The 21870-nt window shown below is 56.9% G+C and carries 19 protein-coding genes; 16 read left to right on the top strand and 3 right to left on the bottom strand.

The features are described from left to right. Window positions 1-64: 64 nt before the first annotated feature. On the bottom strand, window positions 65-1330 hold the full coding sequence (locus Z946_RS0117860) for a vWA domain-containing protein (protein ID WP_025057087.1): 1266 nt from the start codon (window positions 1328-1330) through the stop codon (window positions 65-67). An 18-nt stretch (window positions 1331-1348) separates the two neighbouring features. Then, a complete protein-coding gene (locus Z946_RS0117855; RefSeq protein WP_025057086.1) occupies window positions 1349-2257 on the bottom strand; it encodes an AAA family ATPase in 909 nt (302 codons plus the stop codon). 232 nt (window positions 2258-2489) lie between these two features. Between Z946_RS0117855 and Z946_RS0117850 the strand changes: the two genes are divergently transcribed. The 9 genes from Z946_RS0117850 (at window position 2490) to Z946_RS0117810 (ending at window position 12772) form a co-directional block, all read left to right on the top strand. Continuing rightward, entirely contained in the window at window positions 2490-3524 is a 1035-nt protein-coding gene (locus Z946_RS0117850; protein WP_025057085.1) for a glycosyltransferase family 2 protein, read from the top strand. A gap of 5 nt (window positions 3525-3529) precedes the next feature. Next, window positions 3530-4150, top strand: a complete 621-nt coding sequence (locus tag Z946_RS0117845; RefSeq protein ID WP_037969282.1) for a sulfotransferase — start codon at window positions 3530-3532, stop codon at window positions 4148-4150. Beyond that, a complete protein-coding gene (locus tag Z946_RS0117840) occupies window positions 4150-6507 on the top strand; it encodes a glycosyltransferase family 2 protein (protein ID WP_025057083.1) in 2358 nt (785 codons plus the stop codon). The genes Z946_RS0117845 and Z946_RS0117840 overlap by 1 nt, the downstream gene beginning before the upstream one ends. Window positions 6508-6510: 3 nt before the next feature. Next, a complete protein-coding gene (locus Z946_RS0117835; protein ID WP_025057082.1) occupies window positions 6511-7206 on the top strand; it encodes an FkbM family methyltransferase in 696 nt (231 codons plus the stop codon). Further along, entirely contained in the window at window positions 7207-8256 is a 1050-nt protein-coding gene (locus Z946_RS0117830) for a glycosyltransferase family 2 protein (protein ID WP_025057081.1), read from the top strand. It begins immediately after the preceding gene. Window positions 8257-8356: 100 nt separating this feature from the next. Beyond that, entirely contained in the window at window positions 8357-9322 is a 966-nt protein-coding gene (locus tag Z946_RS0117825; RefSeq protein ID WP_025057080.1) for a hypothetical protein, read from the top strand. A 38-nt stretch (window positions 9323-9360) separates the two neighbouring features. Next, window positions 9361-10395 (top strand): dihydroorotase, encoded by a 1035-nt coding sequence (pyrC, locus tag Z946_RS0117820; RefSeq protein ID WP_025057079.1) that lies wholly within the window; start codon window positions 9361-9363, stop codon window positions 10393-10395. A 51-nt stretch (window positions 10396-10446) separates the two neighbouring features. After that, window positions 10447-11124 (top strand): orotate phosphoribosyltransferase, encoded by a 678-nt coding sequence (locus Z946_RS0117815; protein WP_025057078.1) that lies wholly within the window; start codon window positions 10447-10449, stop codon window positions 11122-11124. 151 nt (window positions 11125-11275) lie between these two features. Next, window positions 11276-12772 (top strand): replicative DNA helicase, encoded by a 1497-nt coding sequence (locus tag Z946_RS0117810; RefSeq protein WP_025057077.1) that lies wholly within the window; start codon window positions 11276-11278, stop codon window positions 12770-12772. Between the two features lie 147 nt (window positions 12773-12919). On the opposite strand, the gene Z946_RS0117805 is transcribed toward Z946_RS0117810, so the two are convergent. After that, the gene (locus Z946_RS0117805) at window positions 12920-14239 is read right to left on the bottom strand and encodes an alpha/beta hydrolase family protein (protein ID WP_241461348.1); all 1320 of its coding nucleotides are present in this window, start codon (window positions 14237-14239) and stop codon (window positions 12920-12922) included. Between the two features lie 259 nt (window positions 14240-14498). Here Z946_RS0117805 and alr point away from each other — a divergent pair, with 259 nt between their 5' ends. The 7 genes from alr to purF all read left to right on the top strand — a co-directional run bounded on the left by alr (window position 14499) and on the right by purF (window position 21863). Beyond that, entirely contained in the window at window positions 14499-15533 is a 1035-nt protein-coding gene (gene alr / locus Z946_RS0117800) for an alanine racemase (RefSeq protein ID WP_025057075.1), read from the top strand. 14 nt (window positions 15534-15547) lie between these two features. Next, window positions 15548-15991, top strand: coding sequence for a paraquat-inducible protein A (locus Z946_RS0117795; RefSeq protein ID WP_025057074.1), 444 nt, complete (start codon window positions 15548-15550; stop codon window positions 15989-15991). Between the two features lie 154 nt (window positions 15992-16145). Continuing rightward, on the top strand, window positions 16146-16922 hold the full coding sequence (locus Z946_RS0117790) for a hypothetical protein (RefSeq protein WP_025057073.1): 777 nt from the start codon (window positions 16146-16148) through the stop codon (window positions 16920-16922). Window positions 16923-17033: 111 nt separating this feature from the next. Beyond that, the gene (gene radA, locus Z946_RS0117785; RefSeq protein WP_025057072.1) at window positions 17034-18401 is read left to right on the top strand and encodes a DNA repair protein RadA; all 1368 of its coding nucleotides are present in this window, start codon (window positions 17034-17036) and stop codon (window positions 18399-18401) included. Between the two features lie 30 nt (window positions 18402-18431). After that, window positions 18432-18986 (top strand): CvpA family protein, encoded by a 555-nt coding sequence (locus Z946_RS0117780; protein WP_025057071.1) that lies wholly within the window; start codon window positions 18432-18434, stop codon window positions 18984-18986. A gap of 101 nt (window positions 18987-19087) precedes the next feature. Next, on the top strand, window positions 19088-20218 hold the full coding sequence (locus Z946_RS0117775; RefSeq protein ID WP_025057070.1) for a sensor histidine kinase: 1131 nt from the start codon (window positions 19088-19090) through the stop codon (window positions 20216-20218). 160 nt (window positions 20219-20378) lie between these two features. Further along, on the top strand, window positions 20379-21863 hold the full coding sequence (gene purF / locus Z946_RS0117770) for an amidophosphoribosyltransferase (protein ID WP_025057069.1): 1485 nt from the start codon (window positions 20379-20381) through the stop codon (window positions 21861-21863). Window positions 21864-21870 lie beyond the last annotated feature (7 nt).

Here is a 21870-nt window from a genome sequence, read left to right as displayed (position 1 = left end):
ATCCTTGTTTTCGAAGGGGCCTGCAGCGGACCTTTCATCATACTCCTAAGTAGAAGGAGGCCCGTCAGGACTGAAGAGTGCCCATTTCCGTCATCAAACGGGCCTTCTCCCCCACGTCATCGGGCCGCGAAATTACGCCTGCCAGCTCCTCCAGCGACGCAATGGAATGACCAGCGCGAAAGCTGTCAACATGCGGTAACATCGCACGGATTCCGGCAGCTTTTGGCGCAAAGCCATCCCACCGCAACAAGGGGTTTAACCAGATCACCCGACGCGCGGTCAGATGTAATCGCTGCATCTGGCGGGCAAGGTCTTCGGGCGCGTCGCGGTCCAATCCGTCGGTGATCAAAAGGACAACCGCCCCCTGCCCCATGACACGCCGCGACCAGTCCCGGTTGAACGCTTCCAGACATGCCCCGATCCGCGTCCCGCCCTCCCAGTCCTGTGCTTCAGCACCGGCCGCAGCAAGAGCAGCATCCACATCGCGTGTCGCAAGATGTCGCGTGATATTCGTAAGGCGCGTGCCAAACGTAAAAGCATGAACCTGCGCCCAGCCAGCCCCCTTCGCGTTACTGACCGCATGCAGGAAATGCAGGATTACGCGGCTGTACTGGCTCATGGAACCTGAAATATCGCTGAGCACAACAAGGTTCGGATATCGCGGGCGCGGCTTCTTATAGGCCAGTGCACCCATTTCACCGCCCCGTTTCAGCGCCTGCCGCAAACTGCGGGCCGCATCCACCTTGCCTGTGGTTGCGATCATTGCACGACGAGACGGCAACGGCTTCACCGGTAGTGCCAGTCTGGCCAGCATCCGCTTCGCTTCGGCCATTTCAGCAAGGGACATTTGTTCAAAATCAAGCGTTCGTAGCCGCTCGGATGCAGACATAGTCAGGCTTGCGTCCACCTCGATCAGCGCGTCTTCATCCGCTGTCTCTGCTTCTTCCTGCTGCGGCGCTTCCGCCCCGTCCAGCAAAGCCTCCGCCGCCCGTTTTTCCGCCGCTTGCGCGGGCCGGTCTTCCTGAACCCCACGGATCGCCGGCAACATCGCAGCCATCATATGCTCAAGGTAACGCGGATCACGCCAGTAAAGGCGGAAGAGCTGCGCAAAAACGGTGCGGTGCTCCGGGCGGTTCACGAAACAGGCGTGCAGCGTCCAATAGAAGTCGCGCTTGTCGGAAAACCCCGCCGCCTCTACTGCGCGAATGGCGTCGATGACCCGTCCGGGACCAATAGGCAGACCAGCACGGCGCAAGGCCCGCGCAAAATGGGTTATATTGCCAGCCAGCTTGGGGTCGTCCGGCAGCTCCAGAGGGATGTGCTCAACCATGGGTCGCAGCCCTGCAGATCATGCAGGCTCCAGTGACGCTTTTGCTTGATCCAGAATGCGCTTCGCCTCTGAACCGTGCAGTTTGGCAATGTCATCCTGATACTTGAGTATAGCCCCCAAGGTATCCGCAATAACCTCGGGACTGAGCGTTATCACATCCAGTGCCAACAGGCATTTTGCCCAGTCAATGGTCTCTGCCACACCGGGCTTTTTAAAGAGATCTTCTGTCCGCAACTGCTGAACAAAGGCAACGACCTCGCGGCTCAGAGCCTCAGCTGCTTCAGGGGCGCGCGCGGCGAGAATGTCCATTTCGCGGTCGAAATCGGGATAATCCACCCAGTGATACAGGCACCGCCGCTTCAACGCGTCATGCACTTCGCGCGTCCGGTTCGACGTCAGGATCACGATGGGCGGCTCTGGTGCAACGATCGTTCCCATTTCAGGGATCGTCACCTGGAAATCACTCAATGCTTCTAGCAAAAATGCCTCGAAAGGCGCGTCGGTCCGGTCCAGCTCGTCAATCAGCAAAATGGGGGCACCGCGTCCGTCAGGCCGCATTGCTTCCAGCAATGGCCGCTCGATCAGAAAGTCGTCGCTGAACAGCTCTGTCGTAAGTGCGTCCTTGTCTGCAGCGCCCGACGCCTCTGCTGCGCGGATCGCCACCATCTGGGCCGGAAAGTTCCATTCATAAACCGCAGAAGAGGCATCAAGACCTTCATAGCATTGCAAGCGGATCAACTTGCGGTCCAGCCCCGCAGCCAGTGCCTTGGCGATTTCCGTCTTGCCGACGCCAGCCTCCCCTTCAAGAAACAAGGGCCGGCCCAGACGAAGGCTCAGAAAAACAACAGTGGCCAATGCACGTCCGCAGACATACCCCTGTTCGTCCAGCATCTTCTGCACCGCATCGATGCTCGATATGTCATTCATGTTGTTCTCCCCCGCTGTGCTAAACCTGCATGTGAGGCCGATGGGGTCAAGGGCACAGACATGCGGATTTGTCACGCGGGACGTGCAGCCCCTATCCCAGATTGACGCGATTCGGCGGGAATGGCATTGTGTCACCATAACAACCAGAGGATCGGGGCCAGACGCACCCGGCCCCCAGAGGCGGACATGAACCAACAATCCATCATAGCTTGCGGCAGCAAGGCGGGCTGACATGCGCATTACCGCTGTGACCTGCGTTAAAAACGAAGGCCCGTTCCTGCTGGAATGGATCGCGTTCCACCGCGTCATCGGGGTGACCGACTTTCTTTTTTATTCCAATGATTGCTCTGACGCGACTGATCTGTTGCTCGACAAGTTGGAAGAACACGGCATTGTCACCCACCTTCCCAACCCGGCGACCAACCGTAACTACCAGATGCAAGCGCTCAAGGCTGCGAAACAACACAAGCTCGTGCAAAAATGCGACTGGGTCTGGATCGCGGATGTAGACGAATTTATCAACATACACGTCGGGGATCACACTTTTCCCGCACTTATCAAAGCCTGCGGAGACCCGCAGGCAATTTCGGTATCGTTCCAGTTCATGGCCAACGGCGGTGTCGAGGAATTTGTCGATGAACCGGTCATTAGCCAATTCCTGAACAGCCATAACCCTGACATCTGGGGGGCAGACACCGCGATCGAAGTGAAAACCCTTGTCCACCGCAGCTTTCCGGTGGGTTATTTTGGGGCGCACCGGCCATTCCACGATGACAGCAAGATGAAACCGAAGTGGACGGACGGATCTGGTCGACCAGTACCAGTGCCCTTTCGCAGCGCTGCAATCAAACGCAGGATTCGCGCCTTTCCCGCGCGCGATGCACGGCGCTTTGCTACGCTAAATCATTATGCGCTGCGGTCATTGGATAGTTATTTGGTGAAGAATGACCGCGGGGATGTGAACCGCGAACACCGCGCGTTCGACGATACCTACTGGCGCGAGCGCAATGATGCAGGCCACCGTGACGCATCGATACTTCGGTACATTGACGATCTGAAAACGGAGATGGACTGCCTGAAGGCACTTGAGGGTATCTGCGATTTGCATGCGAAAGCCGTGACATTGCACAAGAAAAAACGGGACGCGCTTTTGAAGCAGGACAGCTACCGCGCGATGCAACAGCAATTGCGCGATACTTCTCCCTATTCCGCCGCGGAAACAGCGATCCGTGAAGAGATCGGCTTTGCTGTCGGGCAGGTTCCGTGACCCGGATGCGCGTCGTTAACCTTGGCCTACCCAAGACAGGCACAACCACGCTGACAGACGCATTGCGGCATGCTGGTCTGACTGTCGCTGACTGGCGCATTCGACCCGGGCAATCCAACCGTGACGACATCCCCCGCATGCATCTGGGCAAAATCATCTATGACGACTATTTCAACACTGGCGATCCATTGGCGCGTCTGGACGAATTCGATGTCATCAATGAAATGTCTGCGGTGCGTGAAGACCGCTCGCTTTGGCCCCAAACGGATTGGGGAGTGCTTAGCGCCATTGAAAAGCATCATCCGTCTGTGAAATTCATCCTGACGATGCGCGATCCGGCCAAGACGGCCGATTCCATGATGCGGTGGAACAATTTAGGCAAACACCGTCTTCCCAAGGCCGACATACCCGGTCTTCCCCGCGGATTTGGCGGCAAGACAGAACAGATCGAGCGATGGATGTCCGGGCACTACGCATTTTGCCACCATGTTTTTGCTGGTCGAAACAATTTCATGTCCTACAACATCGAAGACCCACAGGCGCAGAACAAAATCGCAACCTACCTCGGCATAGATCTGCCGTGGTGGGGCCAAAGCAATGTCGGGAAAGCCGAGGCTGAAAGCTAATGAAACTTACGCTTCTTATCGGACCGACCGAGCGAGCGGCCATGCGCTTTCGCGGCCTATTCAAACAAAAGGCGGGTGCCTTGGAAAAGGCGGGCATCGCGGTGCCTGACTGGAACCATGTGCGTCTCTATGCCGCCTGTGCCAATCCGGACGAAGTGGGCATTTTGCGCTTCAGGCGCGGGTTGGACAACCCGCTTGTTCAAAAGACGCTCACCTCAGAGTTTCAAACGCTTTTCGAAAAAGAATTGCCTGCCCTTAAAGCGGATCATGTGGTCCTTGCCAGCGCACAGCTGGGCAATCTTCTTCATGCTCCCGAGGAGTTGGACCGGTTGTCGGCGCTGCTGTCCCCCTACTTTGACGATATCCGCATTGTTGCCCATCTGGACGAGCAAGCCCGCATCCTGTCTCAGCATTACACCACTGCGATCCTTGAAGGCCGACGCCATACCCTGCAACAGGAAATTGATCTGGCCGGACAAAAGAGCTGGTGGAAAGGTGCTCTTGCCCAGCGCGGTAAGAACGAGCCCTTTTTTGGCATCTTTAACGATGTGCAATGCCCACCTTACTGGCTTGATTACAAATCACTCTTGTCCACCTGGGAAAAGGCGTTTGGCAAAAAGAACGTCACCCTCAGGCCACTCGATCTGGAGGCACTAAGCGGCGAGAACGGCATCGCCGAGCTTTGCAAAAGCCTGCGGATCAAGAACAGCTTTGGCAAAGCCGAGCCTAGCAGACTTTTCTCGCCTGAACCCGCCCCGTCGCTCACGCGTATGCGCCATATGAACGAGATGCTGATCCGCCTTTCACAAGCGCGCGAAATCATCATTCCTCACGACATCTGGAACCAGGTCCACCGCAATGTGCGTGTATCCGGCGATCCAATCGCACCCGGCAGTCTTTTTGCGGTTTCTGACCACTTCAAAGCTGACAACGCAGCCCTCATAAAACGCTTTCCCGGTTTGGCATCCGCACTGGTCCCCGACCCGCCTTTGGAGCCCTGGCAAGAGGCGGAACCGAAGAACGGGTTCCGTGCAACACAGTACCTCGCGGCGTTCTCACACTTGCTGCAAAAACGCTCAACTTCGGTATCAAAGAAACGCGCCGAAGCGGCCGCTGCGAAAGAAGCCTCAGAGAAGTTTGAGGATTTGCTGATCGAGAAAAGCGCCGACGCAGGAGAGGCAAAAGCGAATGAGCGGTTGCTGAACCGTGTAAAGGTCAACCACCAGATGGTTCTGTCCACCAACTTCAAACCGCACAACAACCTTGGTGCTGTAAACGAAGAAGAGCTCGCCGCAGCCTATACACCGATGCAGCCCCACAAGCTGAAAAAGGGCAGCGCCGGGAATGTCATCGTAGGGTGCATGAAAAATGAAGCGCCCTACATCATCGAATGGGTCGCCTATCACCGCGCCATGGGCGTCGACAACTTTCTGATCTACACCAACGATTGCACAGACGGGACAGACGAGATTCTGGGCCGCCTGATGAAGATGGGCATTGTCGAGCACCGCAACAACGACAACTGGAAGGGCAACTCCCCCCAACAACATGCACTGAATAACTCACTCAACGAACCCCTGATCAAGAACGCAGAGTGGATCGCACATATCGATGTGGACGAATTCATGAACGTGCGCACTGGCAATGGCACGCTTGACGATCTCTTTGCCGCTGTCCCTGATGCCACGAATATTGCGATGACATGGCGGCTTTTCGGCCATAACGGGGTGACCCGTTTGCAGGATGAGTTTGTGATCGACCAGTTCGACACCTGTGCGCCAAAATACTGCCCCAAACCCCACACCGTCTGGGGCTTCAAGACGATGTTCCGCAACATCGGCGCATATTCCAAAATCTCTTGTCACCGGCCAAACAAGCTTGATGAAAAGTTCGAGAAGAAGGTGAAATGGGTGAACGGGTCTGGGCATGACATGACCAGTGATGCCGCCCACAACGGCTGGCGGTCGTCGAAAAAGAACGTCGGGTACGATCTGCTGCAACTGAACCACTACGCCCTGCGCTCTGCTGAATCCTTTTTGATCAAGCGTCAGCGGGGTCGTGCACTCCACGTCGATCGGTCGATCGGGATCAATTACTGGATCCGCATGGACTGGTCGGACTTTCGCGACATCACGATCAAACGGAACATCCCCCGTCTTCAGGCAGAATATGATAGCCTGATGGAGGATGCCGCGCTGATGAAGGCGCATCAGGACGGTTTGGCGTGGCACAAGGCCAAGGCTGCCGAGCTTCATGAAATGCCCGAATTCCGTGACCTGTACCAACAGGCGCTGGATGTGGACCTGAACGAGATCGAGCGCGTGGCCTATGCGCTTTCGCTTGATATGGAGAGCTGAGACATGGACGGCCAGACATCAACAGACGCCCCCGGCTTTGTCCGTACACGCGGGATGCGTTTCCCCCGACACGATGCGATCATCCAAGGCAAGGTCCGCCGGTTGCTGCGGACCAATGGCTATGAGGCTAAAGAAAGCGAAGCGGCCTTGCGGGTGGTCCGTGAAGGCGATGTTGTTGTCGAGCTTGGCGGTGGAATCGGCTATATGTCCACGCTGGTCGCCACGAAACGCGCCGTCAAATCTGTGCATGTGTTTGAGGCAAATCCGAACCTGATCCCCTACATTGAATCGGTTCATGCGGTGAATGGTGTCACGAATGCGCATGTGACCAATGCGATACTGGGGCCCAGGAAGGGCACCGCAGATTTCTATATCCGCGAACCAATGCTCGGATCCTCCCTCGAAGTGCTTGACGGAGAAACTGACCCACCCAGCGTCAAGGTGGATGTGCTCGACGCCAAGAGCACCCTTCAGGACATCGGTGCCAACATCCTGATCTGCGACATCGAAGGCGCAGAAGTCGATCTGATCCCGCAGCTTGATCTGACTGGCCTGCGGGCCGCAATCATCGAAACGCATCCTCAATGGATCGGCCCCGAAGGCATCAACAAGGTGTTCCGCGCCTTTATGGATGCGGGCCTTGCCTACTACCACCGTGGCTCGCACGGTAAGGTGCTGGCATTCCGCACAAGCTGGTAGATGACCCATCTCGCCATCCTCTGTGTCCGGAACGAAGCGGCCTTTCTGCTGGAATGGCTGGCGCACCACCACGCCGTGGGGTTCGATGATTTCCTAGTCTTTTCAAACGACTGCGATGACGGCACTGATACAATGCTGGACCGGTTGGCCGAAATGGGTCTGCTGACACATGTGCGCAACGAAGGACCTTATGAAAAAGGCGGCATCCAGTTCACGGCGCTGAAGGCCGCCGCAAAGATGCAGCAGGTCAAGCAGGCTGACTGGATACTTCCGCTTGATGTAGACGAATTTGTGAACATTCACGCGGGCGATCACACGCTATCCGCTCTTCACGCCGCCCTGCCCGACGCAACAGCGATTACGCTAACATGGCGGCTGTTCGGCACCTCAGACCAAATCCGTTACGCTGACACCGCCGTGACCGATACCTTCACGCGTTGTGCGCCCGCCACTCTTTATTGGCCGTGGCGTGCGGCGATGTTCAAAACACTTTACCGCAACGACGGCACCTACAAAAAACCGGGCGTGCACCGTCCGCGCGACCCGGTGAAAGACCGGCTTGAGCACGCCCGCTGGTTTGACGGCGCAGGCCGTCCCCTGCCAGACTTGTTCAAGACGAGCCGGATTTTTTCAAACTACGGTCAGGACAATTACGGTTTGGTCCAGCTGAACCATTATCCGCTGGGTGCGCTGGAAAGCTATGTGCTGAAAGCTGACAGAGGGCGTGCGGTGCACAGCGACGACCTGCTCGGGATGGACTACTTCGTTGAGCGAAATTTCAATCAGGAAGAAGATACCACGATCAAGACCCTGGAACCGGCCCGCCGGACCGAGCTGGCCAGACTTAAAGCTGACGAAACGTTGCGCAAGCTGCACGATACAGCCGTCGCGTGGCGCAAAAGCCGGTTTACCGAACTGATGCAGTCCGAACCCTATCGCGCGCTTTTCGGCAGACTGCTTATGGCGCAGCCCTCCCGGACAGTCAGTCCGGATGCGGCGCGGTTCCTGATACGACATGCGAATATGGGCCGTCAGGATCCGAAAAAGTGAACACATTTCAGCACGTATTCTCCTAATTTTCGCCGCAAACCGCTAGTAATTCCATTCTCAAATCGCTCAGATAAGGGCGATACCTATTGAGGATGCGGCAATGACGGATGAAACGCTCACGCTTGACAGCTCTCTTGCTGACCTGCCCCGGCGCGAATGGATCGAAGCCGCTGAGCAGATTGCGGACGAAGACGGCTATGTCGAAAATCTTGGTCGCCGCCATCACGCGATCTTCATCGAAGAAGGCTCGACCCTTCTGGTCACTTTCGAGACGCTGCAGGGCATTCAGGCCCTATCCGATCTGGGCCAGCCTTTGGGTTGGGAAATGCTGCGTGATCACGGCTGGTCACATTTGTGCCTTGCTTCGAACGGCGACACATGGTTCCGCGACAGCACCGTCTACGGCTATTTTGATCGTCTGATCGACGACGGCTTCTTTGACGAATTTGATCAGGTCCTGTTCTACGGGGCCGGTCCTTGCGCCTATGCTGCGGCGGCTTTCTCTGTGGCGGCTCCCGGTGCACGGGTTGTGGCGATCCAGCCGCAGGCCACACTTGATCCGCGTATCACCGAATGGGACGATCGTTTCACCGACATGCGGATCGTTGATTTCACCAACCGCTACGGCTTTGCGCCTGAGATGCTGGATGCCGCAGAGCACGCCTATGTGCTTTATGATCCACGCGAACAACTGGATGCGATGCATGCAGCGCTGTTTACGCGGTCGAATGTGACCAAATTCCGTATGCGGTTCATGGGGAACGCCCTGCAAACCGATTTGCTTGAACTTGGTGCGTGGGCTGACCTGCTGCTCGCGGCGAATGACGGAACATTAACGGACATGTATTTCGCCCAGATGTACCGCGCGCGGCGCGCCTACCGTCCTTATCTGCGCAATCTGTTAGACGCGCTTGAGGCGGACAACCGGACATCACTTGTCGAAACACTGTGCGCCAATGTCACGGGTCGTATGCGCGCCCGCAAGTTTGCAGCACGCCTGAACGCGATCCGAGAGGCTCGTATCGATCGCGAAATAGATGCGGATGAGGCAGACGCGACAGATTGATCTAGCCTGCGCAAACGGCCTGTGCTAGCCCACAGGCCATGAGCAAAACCCTGACAATCAAACGGCCTGATGACTGGCACCTGCACCTCCGCGATGGAGATATGCTGCGTTCGGTTCTGCCGCATACCGCCCGTGATTTCGCCCGTGCGATCATTATGCCAAATCTGGTTCCGCCCGTTGTAACAGGGGCAGATGCCGCCGCGTATCGTGACCGCATCATGGCAGCCTTGCCGGAAGGCGCGGATTTCACGCCGTTGATGACGCTCTATTTGACCGAGGATACTGATCCCGAGGATGTTGCCAAAGCGCATGCTTCAGGTCTTGTGAAAGCAGTAAAGCTCTATCCCGCCGGGGCCACCACCAATTCCGCCTCCGGTGTATCCGACTTTGATAAAGTCGCGCCTGTGCTGGACAAGATGGCCGAGATCGGCTTGCCCTTGTGTACCCACGGTGAAGTCACCGACGCATCAATCGACATCTTTGATCGTGAAGCCGTGTTTATCGACCGTGTGCTCGACCCGATCCGCCGTGCGCATCCCGACTTGCGGGTGGTGATGGAACACATAACCACCGCTGACGCCGCCGCGTATGTCAAATCCAATGACAGCAATCTGGCCGCGACCATCACCACGCACCATCTGGTGATCAACCGCAACCATATCCTCGCCGGAGGGATCAAGCCGCACTACTACTGCCTGCCCGTGGCGAAACGAGAAGAGCACCGTATCGCCCTGCGCCAAGCTGCAACATCCGGCGATGCCCGGTTCTTCCTAGGGACCGATTCCGCGCCGCACACAGACGCGAACAAACTGCTGCCCTGTGGTTGTGCTGGCTGTTTCACCGCGCCCAACACGATGTCGATCCTTGCTGAAGTATTTGAGCAGGACGGCGCATTGGACCGATTGGAGGCTTTCACATCGCTAAACGGCCCTGCGTTCTATCGCCTACCGGTAAATGACACCACCATGACGCTTACCCGCAAGGCACCAAGCTATCCCGATCATATTGATACCCCCGAGGGGCCTGTGACAGTTTTTGACCCCGCGATGCCGCTTCACTGGCGCGTCGCCTAAGGCCACGGCTTTTCACCCAAGACCCCGCACTGACTGCCTTAAGGAGCGACCATGATACCCAGCAGCTACCCCTCGCCTCAGGAAATGGCCCGCCTCACCGCACGCATGCTGCTGGAAATCAAGGCGGTGCATTTCAACACAGATGAACCGTTTACCCTGTCCTCAGGGCTGCCCAGCCCGACTTATATCGACTGTCGCAAACTGATCTCCTTCCCCCGCATCAGATCCACGCTGATGGATTTTTTGACCGTGACGGTCATGCGCAACGCTGGCTTCGAGGCATTTGACAACATCGCAGGCGGTGAAACCGCAGGCATCCCCTTTGCTGCCATGGTGGCAGAACGTATGGCGCTGCCTATGACCTACGTGCGCAAAAAACCAAAAGGGTATGGACGCAACGCCCGCATCGAAGGTGCGATGACCGAAGGCGAGCGTGTTTTGTTGGTCGAAGACCTGACAACCGACGGCGGCTCCAAGCTCAGCTTTGTGGACGCGATTCGCGAGACCGGTGCCACGTGCAATGACACAGCAGTGATCTTCTACTACGGAATATTCCCGCAGACTGAAAAGACCCTTGGCGATCATGGTATTACCCTTCACCACCTGTGTACGTGGTGGGATGTGCTGGCTGAGGCGAAGGCGCAGGAAGCCTTCAGCGAAGCTACCCTGACAGAGGTCGAAGCCTTCTTGAACGCACCGCGCGAATGGCAGGACGCCCACAAAAGTTGAATGTTTGTTACCGCCAGATGTTGACCTGAGGCACGCTCATCAGGCAATATCTGGTAGCATCTAGCGCAAATCAGGTTATCCACAAAACATACAATTTGCGCCGGAACGGCCCGGACTCTAAAGGTTGGGGCGGGAAAATTCGGGTGAGACAATGAACGAAATTACATCGCTGAACGCGAACGATATTGCTGTGCAAGCACCGGAAACGATGCCGCATTCGATCGAAGCGGAACAGCAGCTTCTGGGTGCGATCCTCACCAACAACGACATCTATGACCGTGTGGCTTCCATTATCGGGCCATCGCATTTCTACGACCCTGTGCACGCCCGCATTTTCGACATTGCTGCCCAGCGTATCGCCAAGAACAACCTTGCCTCACCCGTAACGCTCAAGGCGTTTATGGAAGAGGACGAAGGTCTGAAAGAGCTGGGCGGTCCGGCCTATCTGGCCCGTCTTGCCGGTGCGGCAATCAGCGCCTTTGCCGTGCGTGACTACGCCCAGATGATCTATGATCTGGCCGTGCGTCGCGACCTGATCCAACTGGGGCGCGACATCAGCGCCAAAGCAGCACAGGTCGATGTGGCGTCTGAGCCGCGTGAACAAATTGTCGAAGCCGAACAGCAGCTCTATAAGCTTGCCGAGCAAGGCCAGACAGAAAGCGGCTTCCAAAGCTTTCTCAAGGCAGTCACGGACGCCGTGAACGTCGCAAACGCTGCTTATCAGCGGGATGGTGGCCTTTCGGGCGTGTCTACGGGCCTGATTGATATGGATGCGAAACTGGGCGGTTTGCACCGCTCCGACCTTTTGATCCTCGCCGGGCGTCCTTCGATGGGCAAAACGTCCCTCGCGACCAACATCGCCTTCAATGTTGCCAAAGCCTACAAACGTGGTGTCTTGCATGACGGATCCGAAGGGGCGGTCGATGGCGGTGTGGTGGGCTTTTATTCCTTGGAAATGAGCGCCGAACAGCTCGCTGCGCGTATCCTTTCAGAGGCTGCGGAAATCCCGTCCCAGCAAATCCGGTCGGGCGACATGACCGAAACCGAATTCCGTCGTTTTGTGGATGCCGCCAAGACGCTTGAGGCCTGCCCGCTTTTCATCGACGACACGCCCGCCCTGCCGATCAGCCAGCTGGCCGCCCGCGCGCGCCGCCTGAAGCGGACGCATGGCTTGGATGTGTTGATCGTCGACTACCTGCAACTGGTGCGTGGCACCGGCAAAAACGAGAACCGCGTAAACGAAATCTCCGAGATCACGATGGGCCTCAAGGCCATCGCCAAGGAACTTGATATTCCGGTGATCGCCCTGTCGCAGCTCAGCCGTCAGGTGGAAAACCGCGAAGATAAACGCCCGCAGCTGTCTGACCTGCGTGAATCGGGCTCAATTGAGCAGGACGCCGATGTCGTAATGTTCGTGTTCCGCGAGGAATATTACAAAGAGCGAGAAAAACCAGGCGATCACGACCTAGAGGCGATGGCACGCTGGCAGGAAGAGATGGAGCGCCTTCATGGCCGGGCAGAAGTTGTCATTGGCAAGCAGCGTCACGGTCCTATCGGTACCGTCGATCTCAGCTTTGAGGGTCGCTTTACGCGTTTTGGCAATCTAGCAAAGCCGTGGCAGCAAGACGGTGGCGATCAGGAATTCTGATCCGGTCGCTTAAGAATTTTCCACACTTTGAAAAGCAACGGCCCGCCCCGATCCGGGACAGGCCGCTGTTCGCTTTTGACGCAAGGTCAACCTCTTGAGCAGGCCTCTTCACGTTAACAATAAGTGAAGAAGCCTGATCTGGGAAATTTACTCCCCTGACTTAACCTCATAGCGCAGGCCCTTCGCAGTGCCTTCGGCAAAGCCTTTCCAATAGGTGTGGTCTTCTTTCTGCGTGCCGTCCTCGTTCATCGACCAGACGCCATCGTTGGAATTTTCGGTCAGCTCCAGATACGCGCCTTTGTCGGCATCCCCCTTCAACTCGCGGTCCATCCATGCAGTCACGAAATGCTGTGCGATGTTGTTCATCCGCGCCGTATCCCACACCGGATCGGTATAGTGCTCCGAAATGTTAAAGCCTTTGTCCGCGTTGTCGTAATAGCTTTCGGCTGGTGCCGGCATCGGGGCGCCCGCATTGTGACCACCGTTTTCATAGGTCAGCAGCGCGTGCGGTAGCGCCGATGCGTTTTCCCAAATCGCGCGAACACCGTTTTCATAAAGCGATACGTCATCCTGTGACCCAGCGATAAACAGCATCGGAATCTTGATGCCGCCCAACCCTTCGGCATCCCAGAAACCGGTGTTCATGCCCCAGGGACCAAAAGCCACGGCCGTCTTGATCCGCGCGTCCGGCAGCGCGTTATGGGTGTCGGAGCCAGCAAGGTGGATTCCCAATGTGCCATGCGGCCCGCCCCAGCCATACTCCACAGAAGCCTGCGTCACACCACCGCCTGCGGTAATGATGGCACCGTATCCACCCATGGAATAACCGATAAGGCCCGTGTTGTTGGCGTCATAAAGACCCGCGAAATCACCGCCATCGGCGCTCATCTTTGCCATTTCCTCAAGCACGAACAACTGGTCAAGCGACCGGTTTACGAGGGTGGAGCCAAACGCAGCCTGTGTGCGGTAGGTGCTGTCAGTGTGGTCGATGGAGGCCACAACATAGCCTTTGGAGGCAATGTTCTCTGCCAGATGCGACAGCAGAAAGCGGTTGCCAGGATACCCATGGCTGATCAGCACAAGAGGATAAGCCGCATCTGAGGCTGCTGGTGCGGCATCGCGCACCGCACGGCCCTGCAACGTGACTTCCGTGGTCCCATCGCGCAGGTAGGCTTTGAGAGTTGTATCGCCTTCTTCGCCCGCCACAGCCGGATACCACATCTCAACCGTCAGCGGACGGTCATAGGTTGGCAGTGTATCGGGTTTTGGGGCTGCGGGATCAATCGCCAGAATATCAATCTGGCCGGGGTTCACCATCTCAAGCTGGCGCACGCCGACGGGCATATCCCCATAGGCGGCCAGTTCCGGCGCACTTGGAAGCTGGGTATCAATTCGGTTTTCAGCAAATGCCGGTGCGGCGGTCAACGCCAGCATCACGGGTGCTGTCTTCAGGGTCTTTGTAAGCATGGTATCCTCCTCTGATTGCGGCAGCTTAGGCACTTGGTGCTATCGCGCAAGCAGACAGTGAATGACGTTACGGCGCGTGCGGGCAGCAACATGACCACGCTTTAGTTTGCAGAACGCTTGGTTGGCCGACAGAAAGCACCTGCAACGCCGTACTATCGGGCTGGCTTGTCCCTCACACCAAAGGCCAGTACACCCACCTGTAAATGCCGCCTAGAGGACATCTTTTTTGTTAGGCAAGCCGCAGCAACAGGACCCGAAAATGAGCACAGCAACACTCACCATCGACCTGACAGCGATCACCGAAAACTGGAGCGCGCTGGACCAGCTAACCGAATGTGAAACTGCGGCGGTGATCAAGGCTGACGCTTACGGTTTGGGCGTGGCCAAGGTGGGCCCAGCGCTTGCACGCGCTGGAGCGCGTCTGTTCTTTGTGGCGATGGCCGAAGAAGGCGTGGCCCTGCGCCGCGCGTTGGGCCCGGGCCCCGCGATATTCGTCTTTGCAGGCCATATGCCCGGCGATGCCGACATGATCCGCAGTGCGGATCTCACACCGATGATCAACTCCGTTGACCAGCTTTTGACACATGTCGAAAGCCTTCCCGGTCGTCCTTTCGGCGTCCAGCTTGATACAGGTATGAACCGGCTAGGGATGGAGCCTGCGGAATGGTCAGCCGTACGCGACATTGCAGTGGCGCAAAAACCCGAACTCATCATTTCGCATTTGGCCTGCGCCGACGAACCCGATCACCTGATGAACAGATTGCAGCTCGAGAACTTCAAGGACATGACAGAAGGCCTTGATATTCCACGATCCCTTGCGGCGACGGGCGGAATTTTACTGGGTCCTGAGTATCATTTCGATCTCACGCGCCCCGGTGTGGGGCTGTATGGCGGCCTGCCCTTCGTTGATGCAACGCCAGTGATATCGCTGGACGTGCCGGTCATTCAGGTGCGCGATGTGGCACCGGGTGAAAGCGTGGGCTACGCAAACGCTTTCGTGGCGCACAGACCGACACGGGTTGCCACAATCGCCGCCGGATATGCCGATGGCCTGATCCGCAGCATGGGTGCAAACGCAACGCTCACCCACCAAGGACGCAAGCTGCCGGTGATCGGACGGGTGTCAATGGACCTGATCACCGTCGATGTCAGCGCCTTGGCAGAAGTGCCGGAACATTTGCAGCTTATCGGTCAACATCAATCTGTGGATACTGTTGCAGGCTTTGCCGGTACCATCGGCTACGAAATTCTGACGTCCTTGGGTGCGCGCTATGACCGGGTCTATCTGACGTGAACCAAACAAACTGGTTGCTACGGATCGCCAATCTAGCCCTTCTGGTGCTCTACCCCTTAGCGTGGTGGGCACCCTTGATGCGCGCAGGGCTGCTGCCGCTTTTCTCGCTGAATGAGATTTCCGTGCTGAAAGGATTACAATCGCTTTGGGCGACAGACATCTTCCTTGCGCTGGTTGTCACGCTCTTTGCGCTCTTTGCGCCATATTTGAAAACCGTGGCGCTGGCGCTGGTGCACTTTGATCTGCTGAAACCCTCCGTGCTTCCTGCGGTGCATCTGCTTGGGAAGCTGGCCATGGCAGATATCTTTCTGATCGCGCTCTATATCACGCTGTCAAAGGGCATCGGTGTAGGCCGGATTGAGGTCGCTTGGGGCCTTTACCTCTTCACCGCCTGCATTCTCTCGTCGCTTCTGATCTCGTATAAAACCGAACAATCCATACAAAGATCAGATCATTAGCCTGATTTGGGAAACAGACCTCTGTCATACTGTTGCATTTGGAGCAGAATTGCAGGGTTTTGAGGCAATCCCCGCGAATTTCCCATAGATTATCTGAGTAATCGGCATAAACTTGCCTAGTAGCGATTAACCGACTTCCGGGGGGAATGTCACGGTGTCCACCGTACGCGCCTTGGCGCACATTATTACCTACCTTGCGCAACGCCTTGCGTTTGCCTTCTTCCTTGTAGGGGCTTTGGGCCTCTTCGGGGCAACAGTCATGGCTGCGGTCGGCCAGTGGTCATGGATCAGCCTTTCAGTGCTCTATGACGGCCAACCGATCGAGAATGCAGGCATGTACGCGCAGATTGCCCTGACAGTCTTGGCCGTCGGGCTGTGTTTCTTTTTACCGGGCAACCGTCGGATCATGCAGCTTGAAAATTCACACCGTGCTTTTTCCATCGGAATGGATGACGTGGCCCGCGCCTATGCTGCGGTACATGCAGCAGACCGCGCAGAGACGTTCAGGCTCAGCTCTGAATTTGATGCTGTGCGTGAACGGCTTGCCTATTTACGCGACCATCCTGATCTTAGCACGCTAGAGCCGTCCCTTCTGGAAGTCGCAGCACAGATGAGCCACATCAGCCGCGAACTGGCGCAGGTCTACTCTGATGAAAAGATCAGCCGCGCCCGCAATTTCCTGAAAGAGCGTCAACAGGAAGTGGCGCTTTTCAACGAACGTCTGGATCAGGCCAAGGGCATCACCACCGACCTGAAGCACTGGGTGCACGAAGTCGAGCTTGAGGAAAGCGTGGCGGTAGCGCAATTGGAGCGTCTGCGTGCCGAAATGCAGGAAATCCTTCCGGAGCTGGGTATGGAAAGCCAAATCCGGACAGAGCAAACGGCATTGGACAACACTATCGTTGATTTGCAGCCAAAAGCGGCTGAATAAAGAGACGGAATTTCTTAAAAATTCCGGCCCGTTTTCTTTGCAAGAAAACGTCGCCGTCTGCCCTGGCGTTTTCCCTTTGACGCCAATCGCGCGCGGCGCCACAACGCGCATATGGCAAAACCCGTAAAATCCTTCACCTGTGCCGCCTGTGCCGCATCATTCAGCAAGTGGTCTGGCCGCTGCGACAACTGCGGCGAATGGAACACCATATCCGAAGACAAAGGCATCTCTGCCGGTCCGCCCAGCAAATCGCTAGGGGCAAAACGTGGCAGCGCGATGCAGCTCACCGATCTTTCGACTGAAGAGGCCCCGCCCCCACGCAGCCATTCAGGCATCGACGAGCTTGACCGTGTGCTCGGGGGTGGGCTTGTGCCGGCATCTGCGATCCTCGTCGGCGGTGATCCAGGCATCGGTAAGTCTACTCTTTTGCTGCAAGCCGCGGCGCATTTTGCGAAGGCGGGCCTGAAAACAATCTACGTCAGTGGCGAAGAAGCCTCCGCGCAGGTCCGCATGCGTGCGCAGCGTCTTGGTCTGGCCGATGCTCCCGTCCAACTGGCCGCAGAAACCAACCTGCGCGACATCCTGACGACTTTGGACAAAGAACGCCCTCAGCTTGCCATCATCGATTCCATCCAGACCATGTGGGCAGATAATGTAGAAAGCGCCCCCGGCTCTGTTTCGCAGGTGCGTGCGGCATCCCATGAGCTGACCGCATTTGCCAAACGGTCCGGTACTTCGGTGATCCTCGTGGGGCATGTGACCAAAGAAGGCGCAATCGCCGGACCGCGCGTTGTTGAGCACATGGTCGATACTGTGCTCTATTTTGAAGGTGAACGCGGGCACCAGTTCCGCATTTTGCGGTCCGTCAAGAACCGTTTCGGTCCCGCAGACGAGATCGGCGTCTTCGAGATGACGGGTCGGGGATTGGCAGAAGTCACCAACCCCTCTGCCCTGTTTTTGTCCGAACGTGGACAACCTGCGGCGGGCTCTGTCGTTTTTGCAGGTATCGAAGGCACCCGCCCCGTCCTGGTCGAGCTTCAGGCCCTTGTCGCACCATCTCCGCATGCGCAGGCCCGCCGAACCGTCGTAGGCTGGGATTCTGGCCGCCTTGCGATGATCCTCGCCGTGCTTGAGGCCCGTTGCGGCATCCCTTTTGCCGGTCTGGACGTCTATCTCAATGTTGCAGGTGGCATGAAAATCTCCGAACCTGCCGCCGATCTGGCAGTTGCCGCCGCTCTCTTGAGTGCCCGCGAAGACACAGCCTTGCCCGCCGAGACCGTTGTTTTCGGGGAAATCAGCCTATCGGGTGCCCTGCGTCCTGCGTCCCAGACCGAAAATAGGTTGAAAGAAGCGCAAAAACTTGGTTTTACCTCCGCTATCGCTCCTGCCGGTGGAAAAGCCGCAGCAGCCGCTGGTATTTCGATCAACACAATGAGCGATCTGACCGGCTTTGTTGGTGAAATTTTCGGCGCAGGGTAATGCGCCAAGAGGCATAAAAGGCAGGACCACATGGACGGCTTTACGATCATCGACGGCGTTGTGGCGCTTGTCATTATCCTGTCTGCTCTTCTGGCCTATGGCCGCGGTCTGGTCCGCGAGGCAATGGCCATCGTCGGCTGGATCGCCGCTGCGATCCTCGCGTTCCTGTTCGCCCCGCGTGTCGAACCTTTGGTCCGCGAAATCCCTGTCATCGGCGATTTTCTGGCGGACAGCTGCGAGCTGTCGATTATCGGTGCCTTCGCTATCGTATTTGCCATTGCGCTGATTGTCGTGTCCCTTTTCACACCGCTTTTTTCTTCCTTGGTGCAGCGCTCGGTCCTTGGCGGGCTCGATCAGGGTCTGGGCTTCATCTTTGGCGTGGCACGCGGCATCCTTTTGGTGGCGATCGCATTTTTCGTCTATGAAACTGTGATCACCGGCCAGCAGTTCACGATTGTCGATGAAAGCCGCTCTGCCGTCGTGTTCTCGCGCTTTACCGGTCAGATCGAAGAGCAGAATCCCGAAGCTGCACTTGGCTGGATCACAACACGTTATGAGGCTCTCGTCGGTGCCTGCGGCGAATAATTTCCCCGCGATTGGCTAAAAGCCAACGCAGATTTCGAGGGTCGGTAACCACTGGTTAACCTCCTCGGTCTAGGAATATGTCCACTAACCAGGGACATAAAATGCCGCTTTCACCGCACTATGCACAACTCGACCTGATCGCATCGCCCGTCTTCGTGCTGGAGATTGATGCGGAAGGTCAGCCTGTTTATGCGGCGTTTAACAAAAAGGCCCGCAGTGTCTCGGGCCGCCCGTTGTCCGACTATCTGGGCCGCACCGCAAAAGAAGTCTACGTTGGCCCCTTTGGCCGAGCTGCCTATGAACGCCATTGTCAGGCCCGCGATAGTGTTGCACCTTTGGTCTATCAGGTGGACCTTCCCATTGCTGACCGTACCCGCACCATCCAGACCACCCTGCACCCTGAAAAAGATGCCCATGGCAAACTTCAACGTCTGTACGGGACGTCCATCGACCTCACGGCACAGACAGCTGCACAGCAGGCAAAGGAAGAATTCGAAGCACTGACGAATGAAATGGAACAGTTTGTTGCTTTGGCCGCCCATGACTTGCGCACCCCGATGCGCAATATCTCTGCCATTGCCGACCTGCTGCTGGATGAATTTGTGGATCGCGGTGATGGCAAGGTTGAACTGATCGAAACACTCGACAAGATTGCAATCAAAACGAGCGAACTCATCACCGACGTGCTGTCCCATGTTGAAAGTGTGCGGGCGCAATCCAAGGCGAGCACTTTCAGCTTTCCGGCCTTGTGCTATGATATTCTGGGTGCGCTTGACCCTCTGTCGCAGCACAAGGTCAAAGCTGCCACTGTCACAATGCGTGCCGACAGAACCGCAATGCAGATCGTACTGCGCAATCTGACGGAAAACGCGATGAAACACGGCGGGCGCAAAAAACTTTCCCTTGATATCGATGTCCAGAAAGGCCTGCCCGGCATGATAGACGTGACCCTTTCCGACAACGGCGGTGGTTTTTCCAAAGACGGGCTGGAGCTGATGAACGGTGGCAGGTTCCGGGCTGAAAGTGGCTATGGCCTCTTTGCCGTGAAGCGCCTGATCGATGCAAGGGGCGGCACTTTGGTAGCCCGTAACCTTCCGGATAGTGGCGGTGCAGTGGTCCGGTTCTCCCTGCCGGGCGATTGCATAAACAGTACCATGAACCTTGGCGGCTTACCGTTCGGGATTGAAAGCCCGCCGGTCTCCTTCCCCCTCACAATGCAGCATCGCGCGTGAACTGCGTCAATTAGCGCCTTTTAAACGACCAACCGGACAAACAAAGCCGTGCAGAGTGACATCGTCGGGGTGACACCACAGGACAATCACCCTAAACGTTATTCCGACCCCCAGAGGATTCGGAGCTGCCACACCTGTGCCCAATCTTAAGTCCAAGATCATGCCCCCCGCCCATCCGTTTGATACGTCCTATCTACGTGACAGCGAGGACGGAGATAAACTGAAAGAAGAATGCGGCGTGTTTGGCGTTGTCGGCGTTGCCGATGCGTCCAATTTCGTCGCACTTGGGCTGCACGCTTTGCAGCACCGCGGACAAGAGGCAGGCGGCATCGTCAGTCATGATCCCGAAGCAGGCTTCCAGTCTGCCCGTCGGTTTGGCTATGTCCGCGACAACTTTACCTCGCAAAAAGTCATGGAAACCTTGCCGGGCGAATTGGCCATCGGCCATGTGCGTTATTCCACCACCGGCTCCAAGGGGCAGACTGCAATCCGCGATGTGCAGCCTTTCTTTGGCGAATTCGCCATGGGGGGAGCGGCAATTGCCCATAACGGCAATATCACGAACGCCAACGCGCTGCGCCGTGAGTTGATCGAACGCGGCTCCATCTTTCAAAGCTCTTCCGACAGCGAATGCATCATTCACCTGATGGCGCGGTCGCTACAGCGCAACATTCCCGAGCGGATGGAAGACGCGCTGCGCCGCGTTGAAGGCGCGTTTTCTGTTGTCGCAATGACTCGTACCAAGCTGATCGGTGTTCGCGACCCTCTTGGCGTGCGCCCGCTGGTGCTCGGAAAGATCGGTGATGGATGGGCGCTTAGCTCTGAAACCTGTGCGTTGGACATCATCGGCGCAGAGTTCGTTCGCGAGATTGAACCCGGCGAAATGGTTGTGATTACACCCAAGGGTGTCGAATCCCACTTCCCCTTCCGGCGTCAGTCTTCACGTTTCTGCATTTTTGAGCATGTCTATTTCTCGCGCCCTGACAGTATTTTGGGTGGCCGTTCTGTCTACGAAACCCGCGAAGCGATTGGCCGCGAACTGGCCAAGGAAAGCCCGGTCGAGGCTGATCTGGTTTGCCCGGTTCCTGACAGTGGCACACCGGCAGCCATCGGTTACAGTCTTGAATCCGGCATCCCTTATGCGATGGGCATCATCCGCAACCAGTATATGGGCCGGACGTTCATTGAGCCGACCGAGCAGATCCGCAACATGGGTGTGCGCCTCAAGCTCAACGTGAACCGTGCCCTGATCAAGGGTAAACGAGTGATCCTTGTGGACGACAGCGTCGTGCGCGGCACGACCAGCCGCAAAATCAAGGAAATGATTCTGGACGCAGGTGCGAAAGAGGTTCATTTCCGCATCGCCTCCCCGCCGACGGCGTGGCCCTGTTTTTATGGCGTAGACACGCCCCAGCGCGAAAAGCTGCTGGCGGCGACGATGTCCGAGGAGGAGATGCGCGATCATCTGGCAGTAGATTCGCTAAAGTTCATCTCGCTGGACGGTCTCTACCGTGCGGTGGGCGAAGCAGAGGGGCGCAATTCCAAGTGCCCGCAGTACTGCGATGCCTGCTTCTCAGGTGAATACCCAGTCACGCCCGCCGACCAGTTGGCACAGGGTTTTGAAATGAAACCGGCTGCAGAGTAATCTGCTG

The organism is Sulfitobacter noctilucicola, assembly GCF_000622385.1.
Lineage (GTDB): Bacteria > Pseudomonadota > Alphaproteobacteria > Rhodobacterales > Rhodobacteraceae > Sulfitobacter > Sulfitobacter noctilucicola.
The sequence above is the reverse complement of the archived record's forward strand: the minus strand, read 5'-3'. Positions and strand labels throughout refer to the sequence as shown.

Coding starts and splice junctions, on each gene's coding strand:
- Z946_RS0117860 (WP_025057087.1), bottom strand. CDS start 1,330: ATGGTTGAGCACATCCCTCTGGAGCTGCCGGACGACCCCAAGCTGGCT.
- Z946_RS0117830 (WP_025057081.1), top strand. CDS start 7,207: ATGACCCATCTCGCCATCCTCTGTGTCCGGAACGAAGCGGCCTTTCTG.
- Z946_RS0117835 (WP_025057082.1), top strand. CDS start 6,511: ATGGACGGCCAGACATCAACAGACGCCCCCGGCTTTGTCCGTACACGC.
- Z946_RS0117840 (WP_025057083.1), top strand. CDS start 4,150: ATGAAACTTACGCTTCTTATCGGACCGACCGAGCGAGCGGCCATGCGC.
- Z946_RS0117845 (WP_037969282.1), top strand. CDS start 3,530: ATGCGCGTCGTTAACCTTGGCCTACCCAAGACAGGCACAACCACGCTG.
- Z946_RS0117850 (WP_025057085.1), top strand. CDS start 2,490: ATGCGCATTACCGCTGTGACCTGCGTTAAAAACGAAGGCCCGTTCCTG.
- Z946_RS0117815 (WP_025057078.1), top strand. CDS start 10,447: ATGATACCCAGCAGCTACCCCTCGCCTCAGGAAATGGCCCGCCTCACC.
- purF (WP_025057069.1), top strand. CDS start 20,379: ATGCCCCCCGCCCATCCGTTTGATACGTCCTATCTACGTGACAGCGAG.
- radA (WP_025057072.1), top strand. CDS start 17,034: ATGGCAAAACCCGTAAAATCCTTCACCTGTGCCGCCTGTGCCGCATCA.
- alr (WP_025057075.1), top strand. CDS start 14,499: ATGAGCACAGCAACACTCACCATCGACCTGACAGCGATCACCGAAAAC.
- Z946_RS0117775 (WP_025057070.1), top strand. CDS start 19,088: ATGCCGCTTTCACCGCACTATGCACAACTCGACCTGATCGCATCGCCC.
- pyrC (WP_025057079.1), top strand. CDS start 9,361: ATGAGCAAAACCCTGACAATCAAACGGCCTGATGACTGGCACCTGCAC.
- Z946_RS0117855 (WP_025057086.1), bottom strand. CDS start 2,257: ATGAATGACATATCGAGCATCGATGCGGTGCAGAAGATGCTGGACGAA.
- Z946_RS0117780 (WP_025057071.1), top strand. CDS start 18,432: ATGGACGGCTTTACGATCATCGACGGCGTTGTGGCGCTTGTCATTATC.
- Z946_RS0117810 (WP_025057077.1), top strand. CDS start 11,276: ATGAACGAAATTACATCGCTGAACGCGAACGATATTGCTGTGCAAGCA.
- Z946_RS0117825 (WP_025057080.1), top strand. CDS start 8,357: ATGACGGATGAAACGCTCACGCTTGACAGCTCTCTTGCTGACCTGCCC.
- Z946_RS0117805 (WP_241461348.1), bottom strand. CDS start 14,239: ATGCTTACAAAGACCCTGAAGACAGCACCCGTGATGCTGGCGTTGACC.